The sequence below is a fragment of the Vibrio sp. J2-3(2022) genome (genome assembly GCF_021725735.1).
Lineage (GTDB): Bacteria > Pseudomonadota > Gammaproteobacteria > Enterobacterales > Vibrionaceae > Vibrio > Vibrio diabolicus.
This window is the reverse complement of record NZ_JAKKCK010000003.1, coordinates 106,945-123,356: the sequence shown is the minus strand read 5'-3', so window position 1 is coordinate 123,356 and position 16,412 is coordinate 106,945. Positions and strand designations below refer to the sequence as shown.

At 45.1% G+C, this 16,412-nt stretch carries 14 protein-coding genes; 12 read left to right on the top strand and 2 right to left on the bottom strand.

The annotated features are described in order from the left end of the window. The first annotated feature begins 13 nt into the window (after positions 1–13). The 8 genes from murD to lpxC all read left to right on the top strand — a co-directional run bounded on the left by murD (position 14) and on the right by lpxC (position 9,594). Positions 14–1,327, top strand: coding sequence for a UDP-N-acetylmuramoyl-L-alanine--D-glutamate ligase (murD, locus tag L3V27_RS12965; protein ID WP_237312013.1), 1,314 nt, complete (start codon positions 14–16; stop codon positions 1,325–1,327). Positions 1,328–1,345: 18 nt separating this feature from the next. Then, entirely contained in the window at positions 1,346–2,542 is a 1,197-nt protein-coding gene (gene ftsW, locus L3V27_RS12960) for a cell division protein FtsW (protein WP_005396444.1), read from the top strand. Further along, a complete protein-coding gene (gene murG / locus L3V27_RS12955; RefSeq protein ID WP_237312012.1) occupies positions 2,529–3,596 on the top strand; it encodes an undecaprenyldiphospho-muramoylpentapeptide beta-N-acetylglucosaminyltransferase in 1,068 nt (355 codons plus the stop codon). The genes ftsW and murG overlap by 14 nt, the downstream gene beginning before the upstream one ends. A 22-nt stretch (positions 3,597–3,618) precedes the next feature. Further along, on the top strand, positions 3,619–5,076 hold the full coding sequence (murC, locus tag L3V27_RS12950; protein ID WP_167394134.1) for a UDP-N-acetylmuramate--L-alanine ligase: 1,458 nt from the start codon (positions 3,619–3,621) through the stop codon (positions 5,074–5,076). 192 nt (positions 5,077–5,268) lie between these two features. After that, on the top strand, positions 5,269–6,051 hold the full coding sequence (locus L3V27_RS12945; protein ID WP_012842151.1) for a cell division protein FtsQ/DivIB: 783 nt from the start codon (positions 5,269–5,271) through the stop codon (positions 6,049–6,051). Then, positions 6,044–7,306, top strand: coding sequence for a cell division protein FtsA (ftsA, locus tag L3V27_RS12940; RefSeq protein ID WP_012842150.1), 1,263 nt, complete (start codon positions 6,044–6,046; stop codon positions 7,304–7,306). Before L3V27_RS12945 ends, ftsA begins: the two co-directional genes overlap by 8 nt. 30 nt (positions 7,307–7,336) lie before the next feature. Next, positions 7,337–8,575, top strand: a complete 1,239-nt coding sequence (ftsZ, locus tag L3V27_RS12935; RefSeq protein WP_012842149.1) for a cell division protein FtsZ — start codon at positions 7,337–7,339, stop codon at positions 8,573–8,575. 101 nt (positions 8,576–8,676) lie between these two features. Next, positions 8,677–9,594, top strand: a complete 918-nt coding sequence (gene lpxC, locus L3V27_RS12930; protein WP_005381871.1) for a UDP-3-O-acyl-N-acetylglucosamine deacetylase — start codon at positions 8,677–8,679, stop codon at positions 9,592–9,594. 113 nt (positions 9,595–9,707) lie between these two features. Here lpxC and L3V27_RS12925 read toward each other — a convergent pair whose 3' ends face one another. Beyond that, positions 9,708–10,166, bottom strand: coding sequence for a DciA family protein (locus tag L3V27_RS12925; RefSeq protein ID WP_012842148.1), 459 nt, complete (start codon positions 10,164–10,166; stop codon positions 9,708–9,710). A gap of 408 nt (positions 10,167–10,574) precedes the next feature. Here L3V27_RS12925 and secA point away from each other — a divergent pair, with 408 nt between their 5' ends. From secA to dapB, 3 genes are all read left to right on the top strand, one after another. After that, a complete protein-coding gene (secA, locus tag L3V27_RS12920) occupies positions 10,575–13,304 on the top strand; it encodes a preprotein translocase subunit SecA (RefSeq protein WP_005396435.1) in 2,730 nt (909 codons plus the stop codon). Positions 13,305–13,470: 166 nt separating this feature from the next. Beyond that, a complete protein-coding gene (gene mutT / locus L3V27_RS12915) occupies positions 13,471–13,869 on the top strand; it encodes an 8-oxo-dGTP diphosphatase MutT (protein ID WP_005396433.1) in 399 nt (132 codons plus the stop codon). Between the two features lie 110 nt (positions 13,870–13,979). Further along, a complete protein-coding gene (gene dapB, locus L3V27_RS12910; RefSeq protein ID WP_006742699.1) occupies positions 13,980–14,789 on the top strand; it encodes a 4-hydroxy-tetrahydrodipicolinate reductase in 810 nt (269 codons plus the stop codon). Between the two features lie 8 nt (positions 14,790–14,797). On the opposite strand, the gene L3V27_RS12905 is transcribed toward dapB, so the two are convergent. Further along, positions 14,798–15,025: a hypothetical protein gene (locus L3V27_RS12905; protein WP_237312011.1), complete on the bottom strand. Its 228-nt coding sequence runs from the start codon at positions 15,023–15,025 to the stop codon at positions 14,798–14,800. Positions 15,026–15,270: 245 nt separating this feature from the next. Here L3V27_RS12905 and carA point away from each other — a divergent pair, with 245 nt between their 5' ends. Continuing rightward, entirely contained in the window at positions 15,271–16,410 is a 1,140-nt protein-coding gene (gene carA, locus L3V27_RS12900) for a glutamine-hydrolyzing carbamoyl-phosphate synthase small subunit (protein ID WP_005396428.1), read from the top strand. Positions 16,411–16,412 lie beyond the last annotated feature (2 nt).

Below are 16,412 nucleotides of genomic sequence, written 5' to 3'. Positions count from 1 at the left end.
AGTGTGATCAAATATGGAACGTTGGCAAAACATACATAGTGTTGTCGTCGTAGGGCTCGGTATTACCGGGCTCTCTGTCGTTAAACACCTAAGAAAAAATCAGCCACAGCTTGTGGTCAAAGTCATTGATACTCGCGTAAACCCTCCGGGAGCAGAGCGCTTGCCGGAAGGTGTTCAACTGCATAGTGGTGGTTGGAATACAGACTGGCTTTCTCACGCTGATCTTATCGTGACCAACCCTGGTATTGCGCTAGCGACACCAGAGATCCAAGCCGTATTAGCAAAAGGCACGACAGTAGTTGGTGATATTGAGTTATTCGCCTGGGCGGTGCAGAAGCCTGTGATTGCGATTACGGGCTCAAACGGTAAGAGCACTGTCACCGATCTCACAGGCGTGATGGCCAAGGCCGCGGGTTTGGATGTTGGCGTTGGCGGCAATATCGGCGTTCCTGCCTTGGATTTACTAGAACATGACGCAGACCTATATGTGCTTGAACTCTCAAGCTTCCAGTTAGAAACGACGTCAAGCTTAAAGCTCAAAGCCGCTGCGTTTCTGAATCTTTCTGAAGATCATATGGACCGTTATCAAGGCATGTCTGACTATCGACAAGCCAAGTTGCGTATTTTTGATCATGCTGATCTCGCGGTAGTTAACCGTGATGATCAAGAAACCTTCCCAGATGCAGAGGTGCCATTGGTGACATTTGGCAGCGACAATCAGGACTTTGGTCTCGAGGTGGATGGCAATCGCACTTGGCTGCTCGATCACGGTCAACGAGTCGTCGCAAGTGATGAGCTTAAGTTGGTTGGTAAGCACAACTTATCTAATGCTCTGGTTGCTTTAGCGCTCTTAAAAGCTGCGGACGTAAACTATCACAACGCATTGAATGCACTTAAAAATTACACGGGACTGACACACCGATGCCAGGTGGTTGCGGATAATCAAGGCGTAAAATGGGTGAATGACTCTAAAGCAACTAATATTGCGAGCACTATGGCTGCGCTATCTGGTTTGGAGTCGACAGGTAAGCTCTACTTGCTCGTTGGTGGTGTTGGCAAGGGTGCTGACTTCTCGCCATTAAAACCGATCTTCGCGACGCTTAACTTGCAACTGTGCTGCTTTGGCGCTGATGGCGATGAATTTATGCCACTGCATGAATCTGCAATACGTTTCGACACCATGGAAGATGTGATTCAACAAGTATCTTCGCAGTTAAAACCAGGTGATATGGTGATGCTGTCTCCAGCATGTGCTAGCTTTGATCAATTCGACAACTTTATGGCAAGAGGCGATGTCTTCGCTGCTCTTGCTCAGAAATATGCATAATTAAAGGTTACACACTTCGTGGGTTTAGGTAACGTTAAACGCAGTATTGGCAATTGGCTCAAGCATCCAGCCCCAGAGGCGATGTTTGATCGTCAGCTAGTGTGGATTGCACTGGGTTTGATGTTGACGGGGTTGGTGATGGTAACCTCTGCATCATTTCCGATCAGCTCACGATTAACCGAACAGCCGTTTCACTTTATGTTTCGTCACGCGACGTTTCTTGTGCTGGCGTTAGGAACCTCCGCTGTTATTTTGCAAGTACCTTTGCAAGAGTGGTTTAAGAAGAGCCATTACTTACTTTGGGCTTCTTTCGCACTGTTGATCATCGTGCTCTTGGCGGGTAAGTCGGTTAATGGTGCGTCTCGTTGGATTCCCCTTGGGCTGTTTAACCTTCAGCCAGCAGAGGTCGCGAAGCTATCGCTGTTTATCTTCATGTCTGGTTACTTAGTTCGAAAGCAAGACGAAGTACGACAAACCTTCTTTGGTGGCTTTATGAAGCCAATCATGGTGTTTGCTTTCTTCGCAGTATTACTGCTTGGTCAGCCAGACTTGGGTACGGTCGTCGTGATGCTAGTAACACTGTTTGGCATGCTGTTTATCGCAGGCGCAAAACTGACTCAGTTTCTCGCGTTGATGGTGGCAGGTATCGGCGCTGTGGTAGGTTTGATTTTAGTCGAACCATACCGTATGCGACGAGTAACCTCCTTCCTTGACCCGTGGGAAGACCCATTTGGTAGTGGCTATCAGTTGACTCAGTCTTTGATGGCGTTTGGTCGTGGTGAATGGTTCGGTCAAGGTCTCGGTAATTCAATTCAAAAACTGGAATATCTACCGGAAGCGCATACCGACTTTGTGTTTGCCGTACTTGCTGAAGAGCTCGGTTTTGTTGGCGTTGTGTTGGTCTTAATGTTGATTTTTAGCTTAGTGCTAAAAGCGGTTTACATAGGCAAGCGTGCGTTTGAAGAAGGCGAAATGTTCGGCGGTTATTTGGCTTTCGGTATCGGTATTTGGTTTGCGTTCCAGACCTTGGTGAACGTTGGTGCTGCAGCTGGTATCGTACCAACCAAAGGTTTAACACTTCCGCTAATCAGTTATGGTGGTTCCAGTCTGATTATTATGTCCGTCGCAGTGTCCATATTGCTGCGTATCGATTACGAATGCCGCTTGAAACGCGAGCAACAACAATCAGAACAACAAACTAATGAAACAAAATAAACGTTTGATGGTGATGGCTGGTGGTACTGGCGGTCACGTATTCCCAGGGTTAGCTGTAGCAAAACAGCTGCAAGAGCAAGGCTGGGAGATCCGGTGGTTAGGCACGGCGGATCGAATGGAAGCGGATTTGGTGCCAAAGCATGGCATTGAAATCGATTTTATCAAAGTGAAAGGGTTACGAGGTCAAGGCGTAAAGCGTCTGCTTGCAGCTCCATTTCAAATTATTAATGCCATCATGCAAGCTCGGGCGCACATGAAACATTGGAAGCCCGATGCCGTGTTAGGTATGGGTGGTTATGTGAGTGGTCCCGGTGGCATTGCGGCTTGGTTGAGCGGTATTCCTGTTGTTCTGCATGAACAAAATGCAGTAGCAGGTTTAACGAACCAATGGTTATCGAAAATCGCTAAGAAGGTTTTTCAGGCTTTCCCGGGCGCTTTTCCAAATGCCGAAGTGGTTGGTAACCCAGTTCGTGAAGACCTAACAAGATTAGAAGCGCCTGCAGAGCGAATGCAAGATCGCCAAGGCCCAATTCGTATTCTGGTGATGGGCGGTAGCCAAGGTGCACGCATTCTTAACCAAACTCTGCCAGAAGTGATGGCAAAGTTGGGCGGTGATTACTGTATTCGTCATCAAGCGGGCAAAGGTTCCGCCGAAGAAGTGAACGCCGCATACCAAGCTAATGGTGTGGTAAATGCAGAAGTCACAGAGTTCATTGACGACGTAGCAGAGGCTTATGCATGGGCTGACCTTTTAGTTTGTCGTTCAGGGGCGTTAACCGTTTCTGAAGTTTCTGCTGCTGGCGTTGGTGCGATCTTTATTCCTTTTATGCATAAAGATCGCCAACAAGCACTGAATGCCGATCATCTAGTAGAATGCGGCGCAGCGAAAATGATTGAACAACCAGATTTAACCGTTGAGTCTTTGACTCAGCAGATCCAACAATTGGATCGCCAAGCTTTACTTACGATGGCTGAGCAAGCGCGTGGCGCTGCTAAATTGAATGCCGACCAAGTTGTCGCACAAGCCATTGTCGCTTTGACCGAAAAGCGTTAACGAATTATTGAGAATAGAATTGATGACAATCCAACATACACAAGACTTAGCTCAGATTCGCGCCATGGTGCCAGAGATGCGCCGCGTGAAATCCATCCACTTCATCGGTATTGGTGGTGCGGGCATGAGCGGCATTGCAGAAGTGCTGTTGAATGAAGGCTATCAAATCACAGGTTCTGACCTATCAGAAAACCCTGTGACAGAGCGTTTAGTATCAAAAGGTGCGACGGTATTTATCGGGCACCAAGCTAGCAATGTTGAAAAAGCCAGTGTGGTTGTGGTTTCAACCGCTATCAACGAAGAAAACCCAGAAGTGATGGCTGCGCGGGAGTTACGTATCCCAATCGTACGTCGTGCTGAGATGCTCGCTGAGTTGATGCGCTTCCGTCATGGTATTGCCGTTGCGGGCACGCACGGTAAAACGACGACGACGGCACTCGTGACACAAATCTATTCTGAAGCCGGCCTTGATCCAACGTTTGTAAACGGCGGCTTGGTGAAAAGCGCAGGTACAAATGCTCGTTTAGGCTCGAGTCGTATTCTAATTGCTGAGGCGGATGAGAGCGACGCGTCATTCCTGCACCTGCAACCAATGGTAAGTATCGTCACTAATATTGAAGCCGATCATATGGATACTTATGGGGGGGACTTTGAAACGTTAAAGCAAACCTTCATTGATTTTCTACACAATCTACCGTTCTACGGCCAAGCTATTGTTTGTATTGATGATCCTGTGGTTCGAGAGTTAATCCCACGTATTAGTCGTCAAGTGATTACTTACGGCTTCTCCGAAGATGCTGACGTACGCATTGAAAACTATCGTCAAGAAGGTCAGCAAGGCAAATTTACGGTAGTACGTAAAGGGCGTGCCAACCTAGATATCACTCTGAACATTCCAGGTCGTCACAATGCACTTAATGCGTCGGCTGCGATTGCAGTGGCTACCGAAGATGACATTGAAGACGATGCAATTCTAAAAGCAATGGCCGGCACGCAAGGCACGGGACGACGTTTTGATCACCTTGGCGAGTTTGATACCGGTAATGGTCATGCCATGTTAGTGGATGATTACGGACACCACCCAACAGAAGTTGATGTGACCATTAATGCTGCGAGAAGCGGTTGGCAAGATAAACGTCTCGTTATGATTTTCCAACCACACCGTTATAGCCGTACTCGTGATCTGTACGATGACTTTGCGAATGTGCTAGAGCAAGTTGATGTATTAATCATGTTGGATGTTTATGCCGCAGGTGAAAAGCCAATTGCAGGAGCTGATGGACGTTCATTGTGTCGCACAATTCGCAGTCGAGGTAAGGTAGATCCGATTTTTGTTCCAGAAATCGAGCAATTACCTTCAGTTTTAGCTAACGTTATACAAGACGGCGACCTAATCTTAACGCAAGGTGCGGGTGATGTTGGTAAAGTGGCGAAACAACTGGCAGGTCTTGAATTAAATATAAACAAGATGCTTGGTTAACACAGATTGTTGGTGCGAAGGACAGATAAAGACTCAGATCTCGATTTTGCGTCAATATCATTGTGATTTATTGCTATCAGTGTTTGATAGTTTACAAGAGCTCAGTATAATCCCAAGGTTAAAGTCAAGACTTTTACCTCTGCGTAATTATGTGGGTAAAAAGTACACGACAAAAGTCAGGAAACGAAGACGTTGTTGAATATTGCACTGAATGACGAGCGACCAAACACGGATAATAACCGTGGTCGCCAAGAGAAAATCTTGGGTGCGTTATTTTTCGTTGTGGTTGTGACCTTAATTAGTTCTGTTTTGTACTCGGCGATCAGTTGGATGTGGGATGACCAAAGGTTACCTCTCTCCAAAATAGTACTTCAGGGAAAACTGGAGTATGTCCAAGCTGACGATGTGCAGGCTGCATTTAGTCGAATAGATCACATCGGTACATTTATGTCTCAGGATATTGATGTATTACAGCAAAGTGTCGAAGCTCTGCCATGGGTGGCGCATGCCGCAATCCGAAAGCAGTGGCCGGATACAGTAAAAGTTTTTTTGACAGAGCATCAACCTGAGGCCATTTGGAATGGCAACGAACTGTTAGATAAAAACGGGTTTGTTTTTGATGGCGATGTGGCTCTGTTACAAGAAGAAAAAGTGAAACTGTACGGACCCAAAGACAGCGGACCAGAAGTCTTACAGACTTACCGTGATTTGAGTCCTAAGTTTCAGCAATTGGGTTTAGCGATATCGTCTCTGGTATTAAACGAGCGACGAGCTTGGCAAATCATCCTTGATAACGGTATTCGATTAGAGCTCGGTAAAGAGTCTCTTCTTGAGCGTATAGAGCGATTTTTTAAGCTCTATAACAAGCTTGGCAGTGACACGCAAAGAATCAGTTATATCGATCTTAGGTACGATACAGGAGCCGCAGTTGGTTGGTTTCCTGAACAAGAGTTAGAAGAGAGTACAGATGACTAAGGCCGCTGATGACAACATTATTGTTGGTCTTGATATAGGCACTGCAACCGTATCGGCTCTAGTGGGTGAGGTTCTACCAGACGGTCAAATTAATATTATTGGCGCAGGTAGTAGCCCTTCACGTGGCATGGATAAAGGTGGCGTGAATGACTTGGAGTCGGTTGTAAAATCAGTACAACGTGCAATTGATCAAGCTGAATTGATGGCCGAGTGCCAGATCAGCCGAGTCTTCATTTCGTTGTCTGGTAAGCATATCGCAAGCCGAATTGAAAAAGGTATGGGCACGATTTCAGATGAAGAAGTGTCTCAAGAAGACATGGATCGCGCTATCCATACCGCAAAATCGATTAAAATCGGTGATGAACAGCGAATCCTTCATGTGATTCCGCAAGAGTTCACCATTGATTACCAAGAGGGAATCAAAAATCCGCTTGGTTTATCTGGGGTAAGAATGGAAGTAAGTGTCCACCTTATCTCATGCCATAATGACATGGCACGCAATATTATTAAGGCGGTAGAACGATGCGGCCTTAAAGTAGAGCAACTCGTATTTTCTGGGCTTGCTGCAAGTAATGCAGTAATCACCGAGGATGAAAGAGAGCTTGGAGTTTGTGTGGTGGATATTGGCGCCGGCACGATGGATGTGGCCATCTGGACTGGCGGTGCGTTACGTCACACAGAAGTATTTTCGTACGCAGGAAATGCTGTAACCAGCGATATTGCTTTTGCTTTTGGTACGCCAGTGAGCGATGCTGAAGAAATAAAAGTCAAATATGGCTGTGCTTTGAGTGAACTGGTCAGTAAGGATGACACGGTTAATGTACCAAGCGTAGGTGGGCGACCATCACGTAGTCTGCAACGTCAAACGTTGTCAGAAGTGATTGAGCCACGCTACTCTGAGCTTATGGGACTGGTTAACCAAACTATTGACTCTGTACAAGCGAAATTGCGCGAAGAGGGTATAAAGCACCATCTAGCTGCGGGAGTTGTACTCACCGGCGGTGCTGCGCAAATGGACGGAGTGATAGAATGTGCGGAACGCGTATTCCGCAATCAAGTAAGGGTCGGCAAACCGCTCGAAGTCAGCGGATTAACTGACTATGTAAAAGAGCCGTACCATTCTACGGCAGTTGGATTACTTCATTACGCAAGAGACATGCAGTCTAGCGACGATAGCGATTATAATGAACCTAAACGCTCATCTGTTACTGGCTTTTTCGATAAATTGCGTAACTGGATACAAAAAGAGTTTTAACCTGAGTTGCAGGATAAACGGAGACAACACATGTTTGAACCGATGATGGAAATGTCTGACGATGCAGTAATCAAGGTCGTTGGGGTTGGTGGCGGCGGTGGTAACGCCGTTGAACACATGGTGCGTGAATCCATCGAAGGTGTGGAATTCATCAGCGTCAACACTGATGCGCAAGCACTTCGTAAGACAAGCGTTGGCAATGTTATTCAGATCGGTGGCGATATCACCAAAGGTCTGGGTGCAGGTGCTAATCCACAGGTTGGCCGTGACGCAGCTCTCGAAGACAGAGATAGAATTAAAGATTCCCTAACTGGCGCCGATATGGTGTTTATCGCAGCTGGTATGGGTGGCGGTACAGGTACTGGTGCAGCACCGGTTATTGCTGAAGTAGCTAAAGAGCTTGGCATTCTAACTGTCGCGGTAGTGACAAAACCGTTCAGCTTTGAAGGCAAAAAGCGTTTGGCGTTCGCTGAGCAAGGTATCGATGAGCTGTCTAAGCACGTTGACTCTTTGATTACGATTCCAAACGAAAAGCTGCTTAAAGTACTTGGCCGTGGTGTCACGCTACTAGAAGCTTTTGCAAGTGCGAACGACGTTCTTAAGAACGCAGTTCAAGGCATTGCAGAGCTAATTACTCGCCCTGGCATGATCAACGTCGACTTTGCGGACGTAAGAACAGTAATGTCTGAAATGGGTCACGCGATGATGGGCAGCGGTATTGCTAAAGGCGAAGATCGTGCTGAAGAAGCGGCTGAAATGGCAATTTCTAGCCCACTTCTGGAAGACATCGATCTAGCGGGCGCTCGTGGTGTTCTTGTCAATATTACTGCAGGTCTGGATATGCGTCTTGACGAGTTTGAGACGGTTGGTAATACAGTGAAAGCATTTGCTTCTGACAATGCAACTGTTGTTATCGGTACTTCTCTAGACCCAGATATGACGGACGAAATCCGCGTAACAGTTGTAGCGACAGGTATTGGCAATGAGAAAAAACCAGATATCACGCTAGTTGCGGGTGGTAAAGCGAAAGTGGCTCCGACGCCGCAGGCTCAACCACAACAGCAAGCGGCGGCAACGCAAGCTGAAGAGAAACCGGCACAAACCTTGCAAAATAATCAAGTGCAAGAGAAGCCACAGGTAACTCCTCAGCCTACAAATACAGTTTCTTCTTCTCCAGCATCGTCGAGCCAAAGCTCTGCGGCTCCGAAGCAAGAGAAGGAAAGTGGTTATTTAGATATCCCGGCATTTTTGCGTCGTCAGGCTGATTAATCTTTAATCCATAAATTTGACATGGCTCAAAATTATGGTAGCATTCACGGTCGACGTTACAGACGGCCGTGTTTTGTAGCAAATTTTTGAGAGGCAAGCAGATGATCAGACAACGTACTCTGAAAGAAATAGTGAAAACAACTGGTGTGGGCCTCCACTCTGGTCGTAAAGTCACGCTTACTCTGCGCCCGGCTGCTGCAAATACAGGTATCATTTACCGTCGTACAGATGTAAACCCACCTGTAGATTTTCCAGCTGATCCAGCTTCTGTTCGTGACACCATGCTATGTACTGCTTTGGTAAACGACGAAGGTGTGCGTATTTCAACTGTAGAGCACTTGAATGCGGCACTTGCTGGTATGGGCATCGACAACATTGTTGTCGAAGTAGACGCACCTGAAATTCCAATTATGGATGGTAGTGCTAGCCCATTTGTATACTTGCTACAACAAGCAGGTATCGAAACGCAAAATGCGCCAAAACGTTTCATCCGTATTAAAAAGCCAGTTCGTTTTGAAGATGGCGATAAATGGGCAGAGTTTGTACCATTTAACGGCTTCCGCATGGACTTCGAAATTGAATTTAATCACCCTGCTATTGAGTCAGACGAACAGCGCTTGCTGTTTGATTTCTCTTCAAAAGGCTTCGTTCGTGAAATTTCTCGTGCACGTACGTTTGGCTTTATGCGTGATATCGAATATCTACAATCTCAAAACCTAGTATTGGGTGGTAGTTTCGACAATGCTATCGTATTGGATGATTACCGTATTCTTAACGAAGAAGGTCTACGCTTTGAAAATGAGTTTGTGACTCACAAAGTGTTGGATGCGATTGGTGATCTTTACATGTGTGGTCACCCAATCATCGGTGAATTTCGCGCCTTTAAATCGGGTCACGGTTTGAACAACCAACTTCTGCGAGCAGTTCTTGCTGATCAGGAAGCGTGGGAGTGGACTACATTCGAAGAAGAAGTCGGCTCACCAGTAGCATTCGCTGAACCAAATATGGTGCTTGCGTAAATACTCGGCATTAAAATTAATAAAAACCAGGCTTATGCCTGGTTTTTTGCTATTTGGCTTTAATCTTGGGCTTATTAATAGCATTCGAGCTTTTCAGCATATTGAAATAACGATCACTTACGGTCTTTCTTTTCTGCCATATCGGCCAATCGCTTTAAACGCTCTTGAATTTTAGGCGGTGCCATGTCGGCAATCGTCATCAATGACTTTGCTGCAGATTCTGTTAATGGTGGACGTTTAGGTCTGTCGTCTTGTTCGAAACGATTTCTGTATAATGATGGATTGATCCTCACTTCAACGCTCATCAGTTTGGCAAAGCCTTGAGTACGAAGTTTATTTAGGATCATGAGGCGATCGTAATCGATCTTCATTTTGATCGCGGCACTAGAAACATCGATCAATAGGTGGCCGTTACGAACATTCGCCACCCGGCAATGATCGGCCGTCCCTGTGGGTAAGATCTCTTGCAAAGCTTGGTTAAGCTGTAAGATTTCTCCAGCATGTTCTTGAATCTGCTTGAACTGTGATTCAGCAATAACATCTTCAGTCGAGGTTGGACGGTGATCACGCATAGGTAAAATCTAATTTTGTTGAGATATCAGCTATTCTAGAGCAGCTTTCTATCAAGGTATAGTTTACATTAACGTCTTTCGCTTCAGTTTTACAATGTAGCAAGGTAAAAAGCAAAGTCTGCTCTGAATAGATTACACATATTGTGGTATGCAATATCGTCTAATCAGTCACCACTTTAAGTAAAAACTTCAGAGTGCTTCAAACAAATACGTCTATTTATGGTTGTATCGATGAAAAATCCTTACACTAAGCCACATTGTTTCGAAACTTAGCCTTGAAATATGGATGTTTGAACTCAATATCTTTGATAAATGATTTATCTCAGTATTCTTAGTTCCAAACTGGCAGAGACTGAAGGCATTATGAGTAGATCGGGAACGGTCTGATTAAAGAGAGATTCACGAAAAATGATAACTAAGCTACTGACAAAAGTGATTGGCAGTCGCAACGACCGAACACTGCGCCGCCTTAGAAAAATTGTAAAAGAAATTAATAACTACGAGCCAACATTCGAAGCTCTAAGTGATGAAGAGTTAAAAGCAAAGACGGTTGAGTTCCGTGAGCGCCTAGAGAAAGGTGAAACTCTTGATAAACTACTTCCTGAAGCTTTTGCTACGGTTCGTGAAGCATCTAAGCGTGTCTACGGCATGCGTCACTTCGACGTTCAGCTTATCGGTGGTATGGTTCTAAATGCGGGTCAAATTGCGGAGATGCGTACAGGTGAAGGTAAAACGCTGACTGCAACGCTTCCAGCTTACTTAAATGCTCTTGCTGGTAAAGGCGTTCACATCGTAACAGTGAACGATTATCTAGCTAAACGTGATGCTGAGACGAACCGCCCTCTATTTGAATTTTTAGGTATGACCGTTGGCGTAAACGTGCCAAACATGCCTCCTCAAGAGAAAAAAGAAGCGTACCAAGCTGACATTCTATACGGAACCAACAATGAATTTGGTTTTGACTACCTTCGTGACAATATGGCTTTCCGTAGCGAAGACCGTGTACAGCGTGATCGCTTCTTTGCAGTTGTCGATGAGGTGGACTCAATCCTAATTGATGAAGCTCGTACTCCTTTGATCATTTCTGGTCCTGCTGAAGATAGCTCTGAGCTATACACTCGAATCAACCTTTTGATCCCGCATCTGAAAAAGCAAGATAAAGAAGACTCTGAAGAATATCGTGGTGATGGTCACTACACTGTTGATGAAAAATCAAAGCAAGTATACCTAACTGAAACGGGTCAAGAATACGTTGAAGAACTGTTGGTGAAAAACGGTCTGATGGAGGAAGGTGATACACTTTACTCTCCGGCTAACATCAGCATGTTGCATCACGTGAATGCTGCTTTGCGTGCTCATGTGTTATTCGAGCGTAACGTTGATTACATCGTTACTGATGAAGGCGAAGTGGTCATCGTTGATGAACACACTGGTCGTACAATGCCAGGTCGTCGTTGGTCTGAAGGTCTTCACCAAGCAGTAGAAGCGAAAGAAGGCGTTAAGATCCAAAACGAAAACCAAACTTTGGCTTCTATTACCTTCCAGAACTACTTCCGTTTATACGAAAAACTGTCAGGTATGACAGGTACAGCGGATACTGAAGCGTTCGAATTCCAGTCTATCTATGGTTTGGAAACGGTGGTTATCCCAACCAACAAGCCGATGATTCGTAACGATATGCCAGATGTGGTTTACCGTACTGAAGCAGAGAAGTTTGCGGCAATCATTGAAGATATTAAAGAGCGTGTTGCCAAAGGGCAGCCAACGCTTGTTGGTACTGTGTCGATTGAAAAGTCAGAACTTCTTTCTAACGCATTGAAGAAGGCTAAGATCAAACACAACGTATTGAACGCGAAATTCCATGAGAAAGAAGCGGAAATTGTTGCTGAAGCGGGTATGCCTGGTGCGGTAACTATCGCGACCAACATGGCCGGTCGTGGTACGGACATTGTGCTTGGCGGTAGCTGGCAATCAAAAGTTGAAGCTTTAGAGAACCCAACTCAAGAGCAAATCGATGCGATTAAAGCAGAGTGGAAAGTGGTGCATGACCAAGTGCTAGAAGCTGGTGGTCTACATATCATTGGTACTGAGCGACACGAATCTCGCCGTATTGATAACCAGCTACGTGGTCGTTCTGGTCGTCAAGGTGATGCGGGTTCATCGCGCTTCTACCTATCTATGGAAGACTCTTTGCTACGTATTTTCACTTCTGATCGTATGGCGAGCCTTATTCAAAGTGGTATGGAAGAAGGTGAAGCTATTGAATCGAAAATGCTTTCTCGCTCAATTGAAAAAGCACAGCGCAAAGTGGAAGGTCGTAACTTTGATATCCGTAAGCAGCTGCTTGAATACGATGATGTAGCGAACGATCAACGTAAGGTTGTCTACGAACTGCGTGATGAGTTAATGAACGTTGAAGACATCAGCGGCATGATCGAGCAAAACCGTGAAGATGTGCTAACAGCGGTTATTGATGAGTACATTCCACCACAGTCACTAGAAGATATGTGGGATGTTGAAGGTCTACAAGAGCGCTTGAAAGCGGACTTCGATCTTGATGCGCCAGTGAAACAATGGCTTGAAGAAGACGACAAGCTTTACGAAGAAGCATTACGTGAAAAGATCATCAACCTAGCCGTTGAAGTGTACAAAGAGAAAGAGGAAGTGGTGGGTGCACAAGTGCTTCGCAACTTCGAAAAATCGGTCATGCTTCAGACTCTGGATACGCTTTGGAAAGAGCATTTGGCTGCGATGGATCACTTGCGTCAAGGTATCCATTTACGCGGTTACGCACAGAAGAACCCAAAACAAGAATACAAGCGTGAGTCGTTTGAACTGTTTGAGGGCCTACTAGAAGCGCTGAAAACAGACGTTATTACTGTTCTATCTCGTGTTCGCGTTCAGCAACAAGAAGAAGTTGAACGTATGGAAGAACAGCGTCGTGCGCAAGCTGAAGAAGCCGCTCGTCGTGCACAAGCGCAACACGCTGCAGCACAAAATCCGCTTTCTGAAGGCGAAGAATCTGAAGAAGGTTCAAATCAACCAATGGTACGTGATGAACGTAAAGTAGGTCGTAATGAACCTTGCCCTTGTGGCAGTGGCAAGAAGTACAAACAGTGCCACGGCAAAATCGACTAATCTGTTAGTCAGATTATTTCTCAAAGAGTCGCTTAGGCGACTCTTTTTTTAAATAAATTCTTTGGCTATCAAATTCCATAAGTTTGATAGGTCAGCAAGTTTTTGAGGTGTAGAAGCTCGTTGTCACAATAGAAAAGTACAACGGTCTTGAGAGTTAGGAATCCCCATGAAAAGAATTCACATAGTCGCGGCAATTATTTTTAACCAAGACAAATCAAAGATCTTTATTACAAAGCGTCCTGATGATAAGCACAAAGGCGGGTTTTGGGAGTTTCCGGGTGGCAAAGTCGAGCCGGGAGAAAGCATTGAGCTTGCTATTACAAGAGAACTCGAAGAAGAAGTAGGAATTGAAGTTATTGAGCAAGCCCCTTTTGAACATTTGGAATACGACTATCCAGACAAATCACTCAAGTTTGATTTTATTACAGTATCTCAATTCAGTAATGAGCCTTACGGTCGAGAAGGTCAAGAAGGATGCTGGGTTGAAATCAGCGAATTGGGCGACTATACCTTTCCTGAAGCGAACGTACCTATCTTGGAGCGTGTTGTAAAAGAGTTTGCTTAAGCTCGATGAACTTGCTTGTGGTAACCATAGTATGTTGTTAGTTTAAACAGATTAAGCAAAACGAGAGAACGAGAGCAAACCTCGTTATCCAGAGAAGGAGAGAAAGCGCAATGGTTCGTATTGCAATCGCAGGAGCAGCTGGCCGAATGGGCCGTAATTTGGTTAAAGCTTCACACCTTAATCCTGAAGCGACAGTGAGCGCGGGATCAGAACGACCTGAGTCTTCACTTGTCGGTGTCGATATCGGTGAACTTTGTGGTGAAGGTAAATTCGATGTGCTCTTAACGGATGATCTTGCTAAAGACGTCGATAATTTTGATGTAATCATCGATTTCACCGCTCCAGTAAGCACATTAGCGAATCTCGAGTTGTGTAAGAAATACGGCAAGAGCATTGTGATTGGGACGACTGGCTTCAGCGATGCAGAGCGTGATCTTATTGATGAAGCAGCCAAGCAAGTGCCTGTTGTGATGGCGCCAAATTATTCTGTAGGCGTAAACCTTGTCTTTAAGCTTCTTGAGAAAGCGGCCAAAGTAATGGGGGATTACTGTGATATCGAGATTGTTGAAGCACACCATCGCCATAAAGTTGATGCCCCCTCTGGTACCGCTATCGGAATGGGAGAAGCTATTGCTGGTGCGATGGGTAATAAGCTGAATGATGTAGCTGTCTATGCTCGAGAAGGCATTACTGGTGAACGAACAAAAGATGAGATCGGCTTTGCTACGATTCGCGCTGGCGATATCGTCGGTGAGCATACGGCTATGTTTGCTGATATCGGGGAACGAGTGGAAATAACGCACAAAGCGACTGATCGCATGACGTTTGCTAATGGAGCCGTAAAGGCTGCAGTTTGGTTGAGTGCTAAACCTGCGGGCTTTTATACCATGACAGATGTTTTGGGATTGAATGAACTCTAAATACATAATTATTCGCCGGCGTTAGCCGGCTTTTTTATATCTATAGAATTATTTGTAAATAAAATGATTCTGATAGAGAAGATTTTAGCACTTACTTTTGTTGTGTTTTTATCTATTTTAGCTTTGTTTTTGGGTGTAACCGTTAAAAGTGTTCCTATTTTTGTCATGGTGAACGTTTGCGTTAAAAACTCATAATTTTTTGTGATCCCTAAAAAGTTCAAATTTGCAAAATTCATTAAACCTCTATCCCTCCCTATGTAATAGCATTCAAAAGTTGTCTTTTTGAGCCTTACTGATTCGAAATGACCTTACTCGCTAGAAATTGATAATTTATTTTTGATTGTAGGTTGACAGGTTTCCAGTCCAACTTTAGAATACCGCCAATTTGTCTGAAATACCTATTTATGTAGATTTTATAGGTAAAGGAAGGCATGTTTGCAGTTTGATTTATTTTTTTTGCATTTTTATTCTGGAGGTTGTCTTGGGTAAATTAGCACTGTTAGTCCTAGAAGATGGGACAGTGTTCCACGGAGTGTCCATAGGGGCAGATGGTATTTCCGTTGGTGAAGTCGTTTTTAATACCTCGATGACGGGGTATCAAGAAATCCTCACTGATCCTTCCTATTCTCAGCAAATCGTCACCCTTACTTATCCTCACATTGGCAATACCGGAACCACTTCCGAAGATGAAGAATCCTCTTCCATTCATGCACAAGGCCTTGTGATTCGCGATCTTCCTCTTATCGCTTCTAACTTCCGTAATGAACAATCCCTCTCTGATTACCTTAAGTCTCAAAATATCGTTGGCATCGCTGATATTGATACGCGAAAGCTCACTCGTATCTTGCGTGAAAAAGGTGCTCAAAACGGTTGTATTGTTGCGGGTAATAACCTAGATGAAGCTTTGGCTTTAGCGAAAGCAAAAGAATTCCCAGGCTTAAAAGGAATGGACCTTGCGAAAGAAGTTACAACGAAAGAAGCGTATCAATGGAAACAAGGTTCGTGGACGCTTGAAGGTGGACTTCCAGAGGCGAAAGATGACAGCGAGCTGCCATACCACGTCGTTGCTTACGACTTCGGCGCAAAACGCAACATCCTACGAATGTTGGTTGACCGCGGTTGCCGCTTAACGGTTGTTCCTGCTGAAACGTCAGCGGAAGAAGTGCTTGCGATGAACCCGGACGGTGTTTTCCTATCAAATGGCCCTGGTGATCCAGAACCATGTACTTACGCGATTGAAGCGACAAAAGTGTTCCTAGAAAAAGGCTTACCTATCTTCGGTATCTGTTTAGGTCACCAAATCCTTGCGTTAGCGTCAGGTGCACAAACCGTGAAAATGAAGTTTGGTCACCATGGTGCAAACCACCCAGTAAAAGATTTAGACCGTAACGTTGTTATGATCACTTCGCAAAACCACGGCTTTGCGGCAGATGAAGCAACGTTACCGGAAAACTTACGTGCTACTCACGTATCGTTATTTGATGGCTCTTTGCAAGGTATTCACCGCACAGACAAGCCAGCATTTAGCTTCCAAGGTCACCCAGAAGCGAGCCCAGGTCCACATGACGCGGCACCGCTATTTGACCACTTTATCGAACTAATCAAAAAACACAGCGCTTAATT

Excerpts from the sequence above, each read along its gene's own strand:
- lpxC (WP_005381871.1), top strand. The coding sequence starts at position 8,677 with ATGATCAGACAACGTACTCTGAAAGAAATAGTGAAAACAACTGGTGTG.
- murD (WP_237312013.1), top strand. The coding sequence starts at position 14 with ATGGAACGTTGGCAAAACATACATAGTGTTGTCGTCGTAGGGCTCGGT.
- L3V27_RS12925 (WP_012842148.1), bottom strand. The coding sequence starts at position 10,166 with ATGCGTGATCACCGTCCAACCTCGACTGAAGATGTTATTGCTGAATCA.
- ftsZ (WP_012842149.1), top strand. The coding sequence starts at position 7,337 with ATGTTTGAACCGATGATGGAAATGTCTGACGATGCAGTAATCAAGGTC.
- ftsA (WP_012842150.1), top strand. The coding sequence starts at position 6,044 with ATGACTAAGGCCGCTGATGACAACATTATTGTTGGTCTTGATATAGGC.
- dapB (WP_006742699.1), top strand. The coding sequence starts at position 13,980 with ATGGTTCGTATTGCAATCGCAGGAGCAGCTGGCCGAATGGGCCGTAAT.
- murG (WP_237312012.1), top strand. The coding sequence starts at position 2,529 with ATGAAACAAAATAAACGTTTGATGGTGATGGCTGGTGGTACTGGCGGT.
- murC (WP_167394134.1), top strand. The coding sequence starts at position 3,619 with ATGACAATCCAACATACACAAGACTTAGCTCAGATTCGCGCCATGGTG.
- secA (WP_005396435.1), top strand. The coding sequence starts at position 10,575 with ATGATAACTAAGCTACTGACAAAAGTGATTGGCAGTCGCAACGACCGA.
- mutT (WP_005396433.1), top strand. The coding sequence starts at position 13,471 with ATGAAAAGAATTCACATAGTCGCGGCAATTATTTTTAACCAAGACAAA.
- L3V27_RS12905 (WP_237312011.1), bottom strand. The coding sequence starts at position 15,025 with ATGAATTTTGCAAATTTGAACTTTTTAGGGATCACAAAAAATTATGAG.